Annotated in this window: 15 protein-coding genes; 9 read left to right on the top strand and 6 right to left on the bottom strand. The window is 72.3% G+C overall.

All coding sequences use genetic code 11. The features are described from left to right. The first annotated feature begins 118 nt into the window (after window positions 1-118). Window positions 119-817, top strand: coding sequence for an HAD family hydrolase (locus tag COUCH_RS03960; protein WP_249610738.1), 699 nt, complete (start codon window positions 119-121; stop codon window positions 815-817). Window positions 818-886: 69 nt separating this feature from the next. Beyond that, window positions 887-1,387 (top strand): hypothetical protein, encoded by a 501-nt coding sequence (locus tag COUCH_RS03955; RefSeq protein ID WP_249610737.1) that lies wholly within the window; start codon window positions 887-889, stop codon window positions 1,385-1,387. Here COUCH_RS03955 and COUCH_RS03950 read toward each other — a convergent pair whose 3' ends face one another. After that, window positions 1,388-2,266 carry a PhzF family phenazine biosynthesis protein gene (locus tag COUCH_RS03950; RefSeq protein WP_249610736.1) on the bottom strand — a complete coding sequence of 293 codons (879 nt, stop codon included), beginning with the start codon at window positions 2,264-2,266 and terminating at the stop codon, window positions 1,388-1,390. Between the two features lie 34 nt (window positions 2,267-2,300). Between COUCH_RS03950 and COUCH_RS03945 the strand changes: the two genes are divergently transcribed. The 3 genes from COUCH_RS03945 to COUCH_RS03935 are packed head-to-tail and all read left to right on the top strand — an operon-like array spanning window position 2,301 to window position 5,296. Then, entirely contained in the window at window positions 2,301-3,596 is a 1,296-nt protein-coding gene (locus tag COUCH_RS03945; protein ID WP_249610735.1) for a magnesium transporter MgtE N-terminal domain-containing protein, read from the top strand. Further along, a complete protein-coding gene (locus COUCH_RS03940) occupies window positions 3,593-4,126 on the top strand; it encodes a DUF1003 domain-containing protein (RefSeq protein ID WP_249610734.1) in 534 nt (177 codons plus the stop codon). The genes COUCH_RS03945 and COUCH_RS03940 overlap by 4 nt, the downstream gene beginning before the upstream one ends. A gap of 21 nt (window positions 4,127-4,147) precedes the next feature. Continuing rightward, window positions 4,148-5,296, top strand: a complete 1,149-nt coding sequence (locus tag COUCH_RS03935; RefSeq protein WP_249610733.1) for an Mrp/NBP35 family ATP-binding protein — start codon at window positions 4,148-4,150, stop codon at window positions 5,294-5,296. 311 nt (window positions 5,297-5,607) lie between these two features. Here the strand turns inward: COUCH_RS03935 and COUCH_RS03930 are convergent, their stop codons facing one another. Together COUCH_RS03930 and COUCH_RS03925 are read right to left on the bottom strand one after the other, a co-directional pair. Then, a complete protein-coding gene (locus COUCH_RS03930) occupies window positions 5,608-6,018 on the bottom strand; it encodes a preprotein translocase subunit TatB (RefSeq protein WP_249610732.1) in 411 nt (136 codons plus the stop codon). A gap of 28 nt (window positions 6,019-6,046) precedes the next feature. Next, on the bottom strand, window positions 6,047-7,309 hold the full coding sequence (locus tag COUCH_RS03925; RefSeq protein ID WP_249610731.1) for a S1C family serine protease: 1,263 nt from the start codon (window positions 7,307-7,309) through the stop codon (window positions 6,047-6,049). A gap of 258 nt (window positions 7,310-7,567) precedes the next feature. Between COUCH_RS03925 and COUCH_RS03920 the strand changes: the two genes are divergently transcribed. Further along, a complete protein-coding gene (locus COUCH_RS03920) occupies window positions 7,568-8,176 on the top strand; it encodes an O-methyltransferase (protein ID WP_249613553.1) in 609 nt (202 codons plus the stop codon). On the opposite strand, the gene COUCH_RS03915 is transcribed toward COUCH_RS03920, so the two are convergent. Together COUCH_RS03915 and COUCH_RS03910 are read right to left on the bottom strand one after the other, a co-directional pair. Beyond that, window positions 8,166-9,575, bottom strand: coding sequence for a leucyl aminopeptidase family protein (locus tag COUCH_RS03915; protein ID WP_249610730.1), 1,410 nt, complete (start codon window positions 9,573-9,575; stop codon window positions 8,166-8,168). The two genes, COUCH_RS03920 and COUCH_RS03915, sit on opposite strands and share 11 nt — an antisense overlap. A gap of 76 nt (window positions 9,576-9,651) precedes the next feature. Then, window positions 9,652-9,819, bottom strand: coding sequence for a DUF3117 domain-containing protein (locus COUCH_RS03910; RefSeq protein ID WP_015625691.1), 168 nt, complete (start codon window positions 9,817-9,819; stop codon window positions 9,652-9,654). A gap of 289 nt (window positions 9,820-10,108) precedes the next feature. Here COUCH_RS03910 and COUCH_RS03905 point away from each other — a divergent pair, with 289 nt between their 5' ends. From COUCH_RS03905 to COUCH_RS03895, 3 genes are all read left to right on the top strand, one after another. After that, a complete protein-coding gene (locus tag COUCH_RS03905; protein ID WP_249610729.1) occupies window positions 10,109-10,921 on the top strand; it encodes a PaaX family transcriptional regulator in 813 nt (270 codons plus the stop codon). Continuing rightward, window positions 10,918-11,706, top strand: coding sequence for an enoyl-CoA hydratase-related protein (locus tag COUCH_RS03900; RefSeq protein WP_249610728.1), 789 nt, complete (start codon window positions 10,918-10,920; stop codon window positions 11,704-11,706). The genes COUCH_RS03905 and COUCH_RS03900 overlap by 4 nt, the downstream gene beginning before the upstream one ends. A gap of 166 nt (window positions 11,707-11,872) precedes the next feature. Then, window positions 11,873-12,670 carry a S1 family peptidase gene (locus COUCH_RS03895; protein ID WP_249610727.1) on the top strand — a complete coding sequence of 266 codons (798 nt, stop codon included), beginning with the start codon at window positions 11,873-11,875 and terminating at the stop codon, window positions 12,668-12,670. 71 nt (window positions 12,671-12,741) lie between these two features. On the opposite strand, the gene COUCH_RS03890 is transcribed toward COUCH_RS03895, so the two are convergent. After that, window positions 12,742-13,299 carry a hypothetical protein gene (locus tag COUCH_RS03890; protein WP_249610726.1) on the bottom strand — a complete coding sequence of 186 codons (558 nt, stop codon included), beginning with the start codon at window positions 13,297-13,299 and terminating at the stop codon, window positions 12,742-12,744. Window positions 13,300-13,357 lie beyond the last annotated feature (58 nt).

Below are 13,357 nucleotides of genomic sequence, written 5' to 3'. Positions count from 1 at the left end.
TCGCTTTCCGCAGATCGGCACGTCACAGTTTGTCGACCTCGTTTGAGCGGAAAGTGATGCTCTCGTTACGCTCACCGCCGGAACTCATCGGTCAATTCCCCTGGAGAGTGATTTCTAGATGCCCGCGTACCAAGCGGTGCTGTTCGACTTCTTCGGCACGCTCACCCGGTCCGTCAAGCGCGGGCCGCAACACGCCGAGATCGCCCGGGCCCTCGGCTGCGACCCGGACGCCGTGCTGAACGTGCTGGACCGCACCTTCCAGGTCCGGGCCCGGGGCCAGTTCGGCTCCGCGGAGGCCACCCTACGGTGGGTCACCGAGCAGGCCGGAGGCAGCCCGCGACCTGCGCAACTGCGGGCCGCCGTACCCGCCCGGGTCGATGCGCTGCGCGCCGACACCGAGCTGCGCGCCGACGCTGAGAGCGTTCTCACCGCCGTCAAGAGCCGCGGCCTGCGCACGGCGCTGATCAGCGACTGCACCCATGAGCTGCCGGCCTTCCTGCCGAGCATGCCGATCGCGCCGCTGCTCGACGTCAACGTGTTCTCGGTCGAGGTGGGCCGGTGCAAGCCGGACCCGCTGATCTACCTGGAGGCGTGCTGGCGGCTGCGAGTCGCACCCGAGGACTGCCTGTACGTGGGCGACGGTGGCAGCCGCGAGCTCACCGGCGCGGCCGCGGTGGGCATGACGCCGGTCCGGCTGGCCGCTCCCGACCTGGCCGACCACCTCGTCTTCAACCGCGACGACGACTTCGCCGGCCTGAGCGTGCCGTCGCTGTCCGCGGTCGTCGATCTGCTGGACCGCGTCCCTGCCCTGACATGACGCCGCCCGGCCGGCAGGACCGGGAAAGGGCCGGTGACGACGCGACCGCCGGGCTGAGAAGATGGGCCGGTGACGACGGAGCTCGTGGCCGAGGCCATCAAGAAGGCCGCCATCGCGTGGATCAGCGTCGACGGTGGTCCCGCACGAGGGCTGTGGGTGATGCCGCTCGACGGATCGCTCGTCGTGGTGAGCGGGCCCGGCGAGCAGGCGGCGCCCGGGCTCGCCGAGGCACAGTCCGCGCAGGTGCGGCTCCGCGGGGACACCGGAGGGCTCATCGTGATCGCCGACGCGCAGGTGGAGCGTCTCACCCCGGGCAGCGAGGCCTGGGCGGAGATCGCACCCCAGCTGGCCGGCAAGCGCCTGAACGCCGCCGGCACCACGGAGGAGGTCGTCGCGCGGTGGGCGGAGACCGGCTGCGCGGTCGTCCGCCTCACCCCGGCCGGATCGACGCCGGTCGCCGCACCGGATCTGCCTCAGGAATCCGGCGCGGCCGCGCCCCGGGAGACCCCGGCGAGGGTTCCGGTCCGTCGTCCGTTCCGCCTTCATCGCGTACGCAAGAAGCGCGGCTAGCTATCCCACGAAGGGCGGCACGGAGATCTCGCCCCTCGCCACCGGGACCACGTGGCCGGACACGGTCGCCGACGTGGCCTCGCCGCCCGACGCGGTCACGGTGCACTCGAGCAGCGACGGCCGGTGCATCTCCAGCCCCTGGTGCACCGTGTACGCCGAGGTCTCGTCGCCGGGCAGCCAGCCGTTCGCCACCAGCCACACGCCCAGCCCCAGCGCCGCCGAGCCGGTGGCCGGGTCCTCCGGCACCGAGACACCCGGGCAGAACACGCGCGCCCAGGCCGTACGCGTGTCGGCGTCCCACGCGAACACGCTGACCTGGGAAACGCCCGCCGTCGCCGCTCGCGCCGCATCCGCCCGCGCGCGGTCCAGGGCCCGCCGCTGCACCGGCAGGTAGGCGAACTCCAAGCCGCACCCGGCCGTCGACGGGGTGGCCGACCCGCCCGCGTAGTCGTCCGCCGCGAGGCCGGTCAGCTCCAGCAGGGCCGCCGGCTCCAGCGGGGCGCCGAGCGTGGGCGTACCGCCGGTCAGCGTCGCCGACCCCGCGTCCGTGACCTCGACGGGCAGCAGCCCCGCCCCGCACTCCTGCACGAGCCGGCCGTACGCCGCCAGTCCCCGGCGTACCGAAGTCACCGCCGCGCCGACGCTCGGGTGACCGGCGAACGGCAGCTCCGTCTCCGGGGTGAAGATCCGCGCTCGGTAGGTGGCCTCGATGTCGGTCGGCGGCAGCACGAACACCGTCTCCGAGAGGTTGAACTCGCGGGCCAGCGCCTGCATCTGGTCCCCGGCGAGGGCCTCCGCCCCGAAGACCACCGCGAGCGGGTTGCCGGCGAAGGGGCGGTCGGTGAACACGTCCACGATCTCGTACGCCACGGTAGACATGAGCCGACGCTATCGGAGGCCCTAGGCTGGTGCCGTGACCATGGGGACGAGGGTTTATCTGGCGCGGCTCGCCGCTCTGCCGGTGTTCGACCCCAACGGCGACCGTGTCGGGCGGGTGCGCGACGCGGTCGTGCGGCTGCGGACGACGAACCGGCCGCCGCAGGTCGTGGGGCTGGTGGCCGAGATGGCGCTGCGGCGACGCATCTTCCTGCCGATCGGGCGGGTCACCTCGATGGACGCCGAGGCGGTCGTGCTCAGCACCGGCACGCTGAACCTGCGCCGGTTCGAGAAGCGCCCCAACGAGCTGCTCGTGCTGGAGGACCTGCTGGACCGCCGGGTCACCATCGAGCCCGAGGACCGCAGCGGGCCCGGGCAGGCCGGCACGGTCGTCGACCTGGGCATGGAGCTCAACCGGAACAACGAGTGGCTGATCACCCGGGTCGCCGTCCGGGAGCACACCGGCCGCCTCGCCCGGCGCGGGCACACGTACCAGGTCGAGTACGACCGGGTCAGCGGGCTGGTCGGGCCCACCGACACCCAGGGCAGCGCCAACCTGGTGGCACTGCTGGAGCAGATGCGGCCCGCCGACATGGCGAACGCCCTGCAGGACCTGTCCGACGCGCGCCGTAACGAGGTGGCGGCGGCGCTGAGCGACCGTACGCTCGCCGACGTGCTCGAGGAGCTGCCCGAGCACGACCAGGTGGAGATCCTCGTCCGGCTGGACCGGGAACGGGCCGCGGACGTGCTCGAGCGGATGGACCCGGACGACGCCGCCGACCTCCTCGCCGAGCTGCCCAAGGCGGAGCAGACGATCCTGCTCGACCTGATGGAGCCCGAGGAGGCCGCCCCGGTCCGGCAGCTGATGAGCTACACGCCGGGCACGGCCGGTTCGGTGATGACCTCCGAGCCGGTGATCCTGACCCCGGACGCCACGGTCGCCGAGGCCCTGGCCCGCATCCGGGAACCCGAGCTCTCCCCGGTCGTGGCCGCGCAGGTGTTCGTGGCGCGGGCGCCGTCCGCGACGCCCAGCGGCAAGTACCTCGGCATGGTGCACTTCCAGCGGCTCCTGCGCGAACCACCGTCGGCGATCCTGGGCGGCCTCATCGAGACCGACATCCACCCGCTGCAACCCGAGACGAACCTCACAGAGATCACCCGCCGGATGGCGACGTACGACATGGTGGCGATGCCGGTGGTGGACAGCTCGTACCGGCTGGTCGGGGCGGTCACGGTCGACGACGTCCTCGACCACGCCCTGCCCCGCGACTGGCGTGACCGCGACGTCCAGGACGTCGAGCCCGCCGGCCTCCTGCCCGGAGTCGAGCGATGACCGACCTGCGCAGCAAGCGGGTCGAGCGGCTCGACCAGCCCGTCGAGCCCGGGCGCGTCCGGCTGCCCCGCTTCGACCCGGAGGCGTTCGGCCAGTGGTCGGAGAACATCGCCCGCTACATGGGTACGGCGAAGTTCATCGTCTACATGACCGTGGTCATCGCGGCGTGGTTCGCGTGGAACACCCTGGCGCCCGCCGGCCTGCGCTTCGACCCGTACACGTTCACGTTCCTGACGTTGATCCTGTCTCTGCAGGCCTCGTACGCCGCTCCGCTGATCCTGCTCGCACAGAACCGGCAGGCCGACCGCGACCGCCTCGCCATGGAGGAGGACCGCCGGCGGGCGGCCATGCAGAAGGCGGACACGGAGTATCTGGCCCGTGAGATCGCCGCCCTGCGCATCGCTCTCGGCGAGGTCGCGACCCGCGACTTCCTGCGCTCGGAACTGAGCCGGCTGGCCGACGAACTGGACGAGGCGGCACACCGGCGGCAGAAGCGGGAACGCAAGGAGTGGGAAGAAGAGCACTCCTGACACAGACGTAAGCTTGTCGACATGTCAGCACCCGCGCCCACCATCGAGGAAGCCGTCCAGGCGGCCCTCGCCACGGTCGACGACCCCGAGATCCGCCGCCCGATCACCGAGCTCGGCATGGTCAAGGGTTTCACCGTCGCCGGCAGCAAGGTCACCGTCGAACTTCTGCTGACGGTCGCCGGCTGTCCGCTGCGGGACAAGCTGACCACCGACATCACCGCCGCGGTGACGAAGATCCCCGGCATCGACACGGTGGACATCGACTTCGGCGTGATGAGCGAGGAGCAGCGCAAGGCCCTGCAGGCCACGCTGCGCGGCGGCGGCCAGAGCGCCGAGCCGGTCATCCCGTTCGCGCAGCCCGGCTCCAAGACCCGGGTGTACGCGGTGGCCAGCGGCAAGGGCGGCGTCGGCAAGTCCAGCGTCACGGTGAACCTGGCCGCGGCCCTCGCCCAGCGCGGCCTGTCGGTCGGCGTGATCGACGCGGACATCTACGGCCACTCGGTGCCCCGCATGCTCGGCGTCGACGGCCGGCCCACCCGCGTCGAAGACATGATCATGCCGCCGCAGTCGCACGGCGTGAAGGTCATCTCGATCGGCATGTTCACCGCGGGCAACGCAGCCGTCGTCTGGCGGGGCCCCATGCTGCACCGCGCGCTGCAGCAGTTCCTCGCCGACGTCTTCTGGGGCGACCTGGACGTGCTGCTGCTGGACCTGCCCCCGGGCACCGGCGACGTGGCGATCTCCCTGGCCCAGCTTCTGCCGAACGCCGAGATCCTGGTCGTCACCACCCCGCAGACGGCGGCCGCCGAGGTGGCCGAACGGGCCGGCGCGATCGCCATGCAGACCCACCAGCGCCTCATCGGCGTCGTCGAGAACATGTCCTGGCTCGAGCTCCCGGACGGCACCCGCATGGAGGTCTTCGGCGCGGGCGGTGGCCAGACGGTCGCCGACTCGCTCACCAAGACCGTCGGCGCCTCGGTCCCGCTGCTGGGCCAGATCCCCCTCGACACCCGCGTACGCGAAGCCGGCGACGCGGGCACCCCGATCGTCCTGGCCGACCCTTCCGCTCCGGCCGCGGCAGCTCTCTCCGCTGTCGCCGACCGCCTGGCTGTTCGCCGGGAGTCCCTGGTCGGCAAGCCCCTGGGGTTGATGGTCAACGCTCGGCGTTGATTGCTCTGTGGGGGCGTTTTTGGCGGGGATCGCCTCACTCCGGGCGGTCAGGCTTGATCCCTGCGTGAGGCGATCCCCGCCAAAAACGCCGTCGTGGTCCGGTGAGAGATTGACCTGCGGGTTTACGGCTTCAGAGCGCGCGTGGCACCTAGAAGTGCCGTGACACAGGCGCAGGCGCAGGCGCAGGCGCAGGCGTGCGTGGCAGTGGATGGCGCCGCTGCACGAGCGTTGCTTTTGGGGCGGGAGTGGGCCACGCAGGGATCAAGCCTGACCGCCCGGAGTGGGCCAATCCCGCCCCAAAAGCCCCTCGCTCAGGTGGCGTCGATGTCGAACGACGAGATGGCCGGCTTGGCGGCCGGCGCCGGGGCCTGGGCAGGGGACTTGAGGTCGGCAGCGGCGGCTACGTCGTTGAGGTCGGACTTGACGCCGTTGAGGTCGGATTTGACGTCCTCGAAGAGGCCCTGGAGCGGCTTGCGGATCGCCGCCTCGTCCTCCTCGCTCAGCAGGTGCTTGCGGATGAAAGCCTTGGGGTGCAGGTCCTGGAGCTGGATGTCCGTGCCCAGCTCGCGGCTCAGGTCGCTCGTCGCGTTCTGGGCCATCGCGCGCAGGCCGCGGAGCATGCGCAGCCCGTCGCCGATGACCTTGGGCAGCCGCTCGCCGAAGATGAGCAGCGCCAGCATCAGCAGCGCGGCGATCTCCCACCAGTTCAGGTTCTCGAACATGGCGGCCTCCCCTGCCCGTGAGGGCCTCTCACTTCGCGTCGGCTGCCAAGGTTACTGACGCCGTCTGTGTGCTGGTGCCCCGGCGGTACTCCACCGAGACGGTGGCGCCCGGCGCGTACTTGCGGACCAGCGCGATCAGGTCGGTGCCGTCCTCGAGCACGTGCCCGTCGATCTTCGTGACCACGTCGCCGGATTTCAAGCCTGCGGCCGCCGCCGGGCCGGCCGGCTGGACCGCGCGCAGCCGCGCCCCGGTGGAACCGCTGGAACCCGTGGTGCCGCCGGCGGAGACCTCCGCGCCGATCACCGTACGCCGGGCCTTGCCGGTGTCGATGATGTCCTCGGCGATGCGCCGGGCCTGGTTGATCGGGATGGCGAAGGCCAGGCCGATGTTGCCGGCCGCCTCCTCGCTGCCGCCGACCGAGCGGATCACCGAGTTGACGCCGACCACGCGGCCGGCCGCGTCGACCAGCGGGCCGCCGGAGTTGCCCTGGTTGACCGCGGCGTCGGTCTGGATGGCCGCGTAGTAGCGGGTCGTGCCGCCCGGGTCGCCGGCCTGGATCGTCCGGTCGAGCGCGCTGACGATGCCCTGGGTGACCGTGTTGACCAGCGCCAGCGGTGAGCCGAACGCAAGCACGGGGTCACCGACCGCGATCGAGTCCGAGTCGCCGAACTGGACCGCGGGCAGATTGCTCTTGGAGACCTTGATCACTGCGATGTCGGACTCGGGGTCGCGCCCCACCAGGGTCGCGGGCGCCGTGGAGCCGTCGCTGAAGGACACCGCCATCGTCTTGCCCGCGCCCTCGACGACGTGGTCGTTGGTGATCACGTAGCCGTCCGTGGACGCCACGAAGCCGGAACCGATGGCGCCCGTGACCCGGACGGTGACCACGCTGGGCAGCACCTGCTTGGCGACCCCGCCGAACGACTCGGGCGCGCGCTGGGCCGCGCTCGGCGCCGCCAGCGGCGTGCCGCCCAGCTGGGTGCCGCCGCCGACGCCGCTGCGGGTCGCGAACACGTACCCGAGGGTGCCGCCCAGGCCGCCCGCCAGCAGGGCCGTGAGCAGGCAGATCATCAGGACCGGGGTGAGCGAGCGCCGGGGCGCGTCGGGGTCGGCGACCGGCTCGGGCGCCGGCCCGGTGCTGACCGGTGCGCTGGGCACGACAACGGCGGACGGCGCGTACGGGTCGCGCCACGGGTCGGCCAGCGCGTCGGACCACCAGGGCGAGCCACCCGCCGCCGGAGGCGCCGCGGGTGGCGGCTGGGGCCGGCGCCAGTTCCAGCCGTCGGTCACGTGGGTGCCTCCACTCGTCGTCCTCGAAGCCCGAGGGCTTCCGCTTCCAGGATGACACGGATCGGTGGCGGTCATCCGCTCTGTGCGGTCCCCCGAGCGTCTCATCGCCGCTTTCCGCCGCCGAAGTCCCGGTGCGCGAAGGGAGTGCATCGCTCTACGCTCATACCCGATGTGCACCGGTTGTCTCCCGCGCATCCCACACGGAGGTTCGTCATCGTCACCGCAGCCCGCCAGCTCGGCACCCCCAGCGCGCAGTCCATGCAGTTCGCGGAGGCGTACGCCGCCGAGGACGTCGTGCTGCAGACCGCCCGCAGCCTCGCCCGTGAGGTGGGGCTCTCCTGCGTGACACCGGGCGCGGGGTCCGTGCTCAGCCTGCTGGCCGCCGCGGGCAGCGCCAAGTCTGTCGTCGAGATCGGCACGGGTACGGGGGTCAGCGGCGTCTGGCTGCTGCGCGGCATGCGGCCCGACGGGGTGCTCACCACGATCGACGTCGAGAACGAGCACCAGCGCATCGCCCGGCGCATCTTCGCCGAGGCGGGCTTCGCCGCGTCCCGTACGCGCATCATCACCGGCCGGGCGCTCGACGTCCTCCCCCGGCTCGCGGACGGCGTCTACGACCTGGTCTTCGTCGACGCGGACGCCACCGAGTTCGGCGCGTGTGCCGAGGCGGCGCTGCGGCTGCTGCGCCCGGGCGGCGTCCTGGTGGTGAACGGCGCGCTGGCCGGCGGCCGGATCAGCGACCCCGCGGCCCGGGACGTGGACACGATCACGATCCGGGAGACGGTGAAGGCGGTCCGCGAGTCCGAGGAGTGGATCCCGGCCCTGATCCCGGCCGGCGCCGGCATCCTGGCGGCCGTCAAGCGGTGAGGTAGCGCAGGAGGGTACGCACGCCCCAGCCCGTGGCGCCCTTGGTCAGGTCGCCCTCGTGGGTCTCGGCCCAGCTGGGCGCCGACATGTCGATGTGCGCCCAGCTGCCGGCCTTGTCGCCCAGAAATTCGCTCAGGAACAGGGCGGCGACCACGGAACCCGCGCCCCGCGTGGGTGAGCTGTGCCGGTCGGCGATGTCGCTGTGCAGGTATTCGACGTAGTCGTCGGGCAGCGGCAGCCGCCACATCCGCTCACCGGCGGCCCGCCCGGCCGATTCGAGGGCCTCGGCGAGGGCGTCGTCGTAGCTGTAGAGGGCGGCGGTGCCCTTGCCCAGGGCTACCGAGTTGGCGCCGGTCAGCGTGGCCACGTCCAGCACCACGTCCGGGTCCAGGCGGGCGACGGCGTACCCGAGGGCGTCGGCGAGCACGAGCCGGCCCTCCGCGTCGGAGTTGGTGGTCTCCGTCGTGCTGCCGTCCCACTGGGTGATCACGTCGCCCGGCCGGTACGCCGAGCCGCTGACCGCGTTCTCCGCCAGCGGCGCGAGCGCGGTGATGCGTACGGGAAGGTGCAGGTCCGCCGCGGCCAGCGTGGCGGCGACGACGGCCGCCGCGCCGCCCATGTCCTTCTTCATGAGCTTCATGCCGTCGCGGGACTTGATCGAGATGCCGCCGGTGTCGAACGTGATGCCCTTGCCGACCAGGACGACGTGCCGGGTCGCGTCCGCCGGCTGCCAGGCCAGCTCCACCAGCCGGGGCGGGGTCGCGGAGCCGCCGCCGACGGCGAGCAGGCCACCGAAGCCCTCGGCGCGCAGCTGCTCGGGCTCGCGCACGGTCACGGTGAGTCCCGGGCGTGTCGCCGCCTCGGTCACCACCTGCGCGGCGAACCAGGCCGGGTTCTTCACCGAGGACGGCGTGTTGGTCAGGTCGCGGGCGAGCCAGGTCGCCGCGGCGGTCACGCGGGCGGACTCCAGGCTTGCGGCGTACGCGTCAGGGGTGGAGGTCTGCAGCGTGACCTCGACGGACCGGGGGCCGTCGACGGCGTCGCGGAACCGGTAGGCCGCGAACCAGACGCCTTCGGCGAACCCTCGCACGGCCGCCGCGTCGACACCGTCGGGCAGGACCATGTGCAGCGCCTCGTCGGACCGCACGGCACGGACCGCGGCGGACCCGGCGGCACGCCAGCCGGCCTCGTCGCCGGCCCCGACGCCGACAATCACGATCTTGGCAGGGGTACGCAGCGGACGCGGCACCACCTGCACGGCGCCCGCCCGCCCCGGTTCGCCGGCGGTGCGGTGCAGCTCGGCGGTCTCGTCGTCACCGTCCGCGAGCACGCCGGAATCGTCCGCGGGGAGCACGCAGGTCCCCGGCTCCGGCTCGGTCACCAGGCGTATCGCGAACACTGGAGGATGACCCTTCCGCGAAGACATGGAAAGCCCGCCGGTACGGCGGTACCGTACCGGCGGGCCACGTGAAACGTCAGCCGGCGATCGCCTTCAACGCGTCACCCAGCGCGTTGGCCTCGTCCGGAGTCATCTCAACGACGAGACGGCCACCACCTTCCAGCGGGACGCGCATGACGATGCCGCGCCCTTCCTTGGTGACCTCCAGCGGACCATCGCCCGTCCGCGGCTTCATCGCCGCCATCTTGTCTCCCCTCAGACCTACATCAGGGACGGTGGGTTGCCCCACAGCCACTTCATCACGCCCTGTGCTCAGCCCCACAGTGCGCCGTACTCGTTGCCGACCGCCGGGATCGCGCCCGCTGGACCGACCCGAGACCGCAGCGTTGCGGGCCTCGTCACAAGGTCACGCGACGGGGCCCACCGTGCCGATCAAACATTTTCCCTGATGAACACCGGCGAACCCAAACCCAGCCCGGGCTGATGTGACAGCGTCTAGCATATCGTCTTTCGGGCTGTCACAATGTGCGGTCATGCAGGCGCGGTCGGCACTCTTCGACCTCTACGGCGACTACCTGCGCCCCAGAGGCGGCCGGGCGCCGGTCGCGGCCCTCGTCAAACTGCTCGCTCCGCTCGGCATCGCCGCCCCCGCCGTGCGCACCGCCGTCTCCCGCATGGTGCGGCAAGGCTGGCTGCATCCGCTGCGACTCGGGTCCGGGCCAGGTTATCTGCTCACCCCCAAGGCAGCGCGGAGGCTCGACGAAGCTTCCGCGCGGATCTACCGGACCGGACGGTCCGGCTGGGACGGCCGTTTCGATCTGGTGCTGCTCGGCGCGCCGCTCCCGCGCCGCGAGGCCCAGCGGCTCGCCTTCCTCGGGTACGGGATGCTCGACGACCGTGCCTGGGTCGCGCCGCGGGCGGCCGAGGAGGTCGACGCGGTGCTCACCGGGACCGGGGTCACGTACGAGCGGTTCAGCGCCGGGCACGCCGCGGGTTCCCCCGGTGCCGCCCACCTGGTGGGACGGGCGTGGAACCTCGAGGAGATCGGCAAGGCGTACGAGGAGTTCGTGGCCGCCCAGCGCCCCGCCGTCACCGCGATCACCGCGCGCAGCTCCGACGAGGAGGCGTACGCGGCCCGCTTCCAGCTCGTGCACGCGTGGCGCTCGTTCCTCTTCCGCGACCCGCAGCTGCCGGCGTCGCTGCTGCCGCCCCGCTGGCCGGGGGTCAGCGCCGCCTCGTTCTTCGACAAGCACGCAGCCCGCCTGCGCCCGGCGGCCGACCGCTTCGTCGAGCGCTGCCTCGCTTCAGCGTCCCGTAACGGCCGTGTGGGATTCTCAGACACATGACTGACTCGCTGCTCGTCGACCGCACCGACGCGGTCGTCACCCTGACCCTGAACCGCCCCGACGCCATGAACTCCCTCGATGTCGACCTCAAGGAGGCGCTGCGGGACACGCTCGCCGAGATCGAGGTGGACCGCTCGGTGCGGGCGGTCGTGCTGGCCGGGGCGGGCAAGGCGTTCTGCGTCGGTCAGGACCTGCGCGAGCACGCGGGCATCCTCGAGCGCGGCTCGACCGAGCTGGACACCGTACGGGCCCATTACAACCCCATCGCGCAGCGGCTCGCGAGCCTGCCGAAGCCGGTGGTCGCGGCCGTACGGGGCACCGCGGCGGGCGCCGGCGCCTCGCTCGCGCTGCTCGCCGACTTCCGCATCGGCGGCCCGAAGACGACGTTCCTCATGGCCTTCGCCAACGTCGGCCTCGCCGGCGACTCGGGCGTGTCCTGGTCGCTGCCGCACATCGTCGGCCGCGCCCGCGCCCTCGAGCTGCTCCTGCTCGCCGAGCCGGTCCGCGCCCAGCAGTGCTACGACTACGGCCTGCTCACCCAGCTGCTCGACGACGACGAGCAGGTGCTGCCGACGGCTCAGGAGTTCGCCGCCCGGCTCGCCGCCGGCCCGACGGTCGCGTACGCGGCGATCAAGCGCGAGCTCTCCATCGGTACGGCGGGGACCCTGTCGGACGCGCTGGCGGCGGAGGCGCAGGCCCAGGCGATCTGCGGGGCCACCGGCGACCACCGGAACGCCGTGACGTCCTTCGTCGCCAAGCAGAAGCCGGTCTTCGAGGGGCGCTGACCCGCACCCCGCCCCGCGATATGAGCCTTTCGGGATAGCGACATACACATCCGTGGATGCGTAGGCTCTGGCGCAACCGTGAAGGAGCGCCCCACCGGGCGTCCCTTCGCTCACCTTCGGGGCCGGCCACCGGCCGGTCCCGGATCGGTTTCGTCAGGAGGTCCGGATGGCAAGGTGGCGCAGGATGATGGGCGGGCTCGCGGCCGCGCTCACGGTGGCCGCGATGGGCACCGCGATGCAGACGTCCCCCGCGGCGGCCGCCGACGACGGCCCGCAGAAGGTGGTCGGCGGCAGCCGCGCCAACCAGGGCGATTTCCCGTTCATGGTGCGCCTCTCGATGGGCTGCGGCGGCGCGCTGTACAGCCCCACGCTGGTGCTGACCGCGGCGCACTGCGTCAACGGCACGGGCACCAACACGTCGATCACCGCGACGCTGGGTGTCGTGGACCTCAACTCCAGCAGCAAGATCACGCGCCGGTCGAACTACGTGTACCGGGCGCCCGGCTACAACGGCAACGGCAAGGACTGGGCGCTCATCCGCCTCTCCAGCCCGGTGACCGGCCTCGCCACGCTGCCGATCGCGAAGACGACGGCGTACGACACGGGCACGTTCACGATCGCCGGCTGGGGTGCGGCGCGTGAGGGCGGCGCCCAGCAGCGCTACCTGCTGACAGCCACGGTCCCGTTCGTCAGCGACGCGACCTGCAACTCCAGCAGCATGTACAACGGCGAGGTCATCCCGTCCGACGAGATCTGCGCCGGCTACACCCAGGGCGGCGTGGACACCTGCCAGGGCGACTCCGGCGGCCCGATGTTCCGCCGCGACGCCAACAACGCGTGGATCCAGGTCGGCATCGTCAGCTGGGGCGACGGCTGCGCCCGGCCCAACAAGCCCGGCGTCTACACCCAGGTGAGCTACTTCTCGTCCTCGATCGCCTCCGCGGCGGCGAGCCTGGGCGGCTGACCTCGTCAGATATGACAGCGGGCCTCGGAGCGGTCGCTCCGGGGCCCGTTTGTCGTGGTCGCCGGGACGCCTCAGTCGTCCTCGTCCTCTTCCGGGTCCTGGTTGGCCTCCTCGCCGAGCACGAACGCCTGCATCGCCAGCTCGTCGCCGGACGGCGAGACGAACGTGGGCAGCTCGGCCGGCCCCAGCTCCACCACGTACGACCAGAACTGGCGTACGGCCTCGGCCGGGGTGGCCGCCTCGATCGGCAGGTCCAGGCTGACCAGCCAGGTCTGCTTGTCCCGGTCGCCACCCAGCCCGGCGGCGAGCCGGCGGAACACCTCGGCGTCCACGGCCGTGATCGGCGCGTCGAGCGCGAGCTCATCAGCCGCGACGGGCGCGTCGAACGACCGCCGGGTGTAGGCCACCTCGACCTCGGGCACCCCGTGCGCTCCCCGCCGCCGCGACTCCTGCTCCGCCACCACGCCGAGGGCCACCACGTGCGGGGCTTCCCCCTCGGTCACCAGCAGCACCTCGTCACCGGCCGCGGGTGCGACGCCGGCCGTGCCGGCCACCGTCAGGGTGTCGTGGTGGAACAACCGCTCGGTCGCCCACCGGTCCGCAGGAATGGTCACCGCCCATTGAGCCATGCGCCTATGACATCACGCGGCCCCCGCGCGCCATGACGGCGACCCCGCCGGGCCGGCG

This window comes from Couchioplanes caeruleus (assembly GCF_023499255.1).
In the GTDB taxonomy this organism is placed as follows: domain Bacteria; phylum Actinomycetota; class Actinomycetes; order Mycobacteriales; family Micromonosporaceae; genus Actinoplanes; species Actinoplanes caeruleus_A.
Note: the sequence above shows the minus strand (reverse complement) of the source record. Positions and strands in the feature narration are given on the sequence as shown.

Excerpts from the sequence above, each read along its gene's own strand:
- COUCH_RS03910 (WP_015625691.1), bottom strand. The coding sequence starts at position 9,819 with ATGGCGGCGATGAAGCCGCGGACGGGCGATGGTCCGCTGGAGGTCACC.
- COUCH_RS03940 (WP_249610734.1), top strand. The coding sequence starts at position 3,593 with ATGACCGACCTGCGCAGCAAGCGGGTCGAGCGGCTCGACCAGCCCGTC.
- COUCH_RS03900 (WP_249610728.1), top strand. The coding sequence starts at position 10,918 with ATGACTGACTCGCTGCTCGTCGACCGCACCGACGCGGTCGTCACCCTG.
- COUCH_RS03950 (WP_249610736.1), bottom strand. The coding sequence starts at position 2,266 with ATGTCTACCGTGGCGTACGAGATCGTGGACGTGTTCACCGACCGCCCC.
- COUCH_RS03905 (WP_249610729.1), top strand. The coding sequence starts at position 10,109 with ATGCAGGCGCGGTCGGCACTCTTCGACCTCTACGGCGACTACCTGCGC.
- COUCH_RS03920 (WP_249613553.1), top strand. The coding sequence starts at position 7,568 with ATGCAGTTCGCGGAGGCGTACGCCGCCGAGGACGTCGTGCTGCAGACC.
- COUCH_RS03930 (WP_249610732.1), bottom strand. The coding sequence starts at position 6,018 with ATGTTCGAGAACCTGAACTGGTGGGAGATCGCCGCGCTGCTGATGCTG.
- COUCH_RS03895 (WP_249610727.1), top strand. The coding sequence starts at position 11,873 with ATGGCAAGGTGGCGCAGGATGATGGGCGGGCTCGCGGCCGCGCTCACG.
- COUCH_RS03935 (WP_249610733.1), top strand. The coding sequence starts at position 4,148 with ATGTCAGCACCCGCGCCCACCATCGAGGAAGCCGTCCAGGCGGCCCTC.
- COUCH_RS03960 (WP_249610738.1), top strand. The coding sequence starts at position 119 with ATGCCCGCGTACCAAGCGGTGCTGTTCGACTTCTTCGGCACGCTCACC.
- COUCH_RS03890 (WP_249610726.1), bottom strand. The coding sequence starts at position 13,299 with ATGGCTCAATGGGCGGTGACCATTCCTGCGGACCGGTGGGCGACCGAG.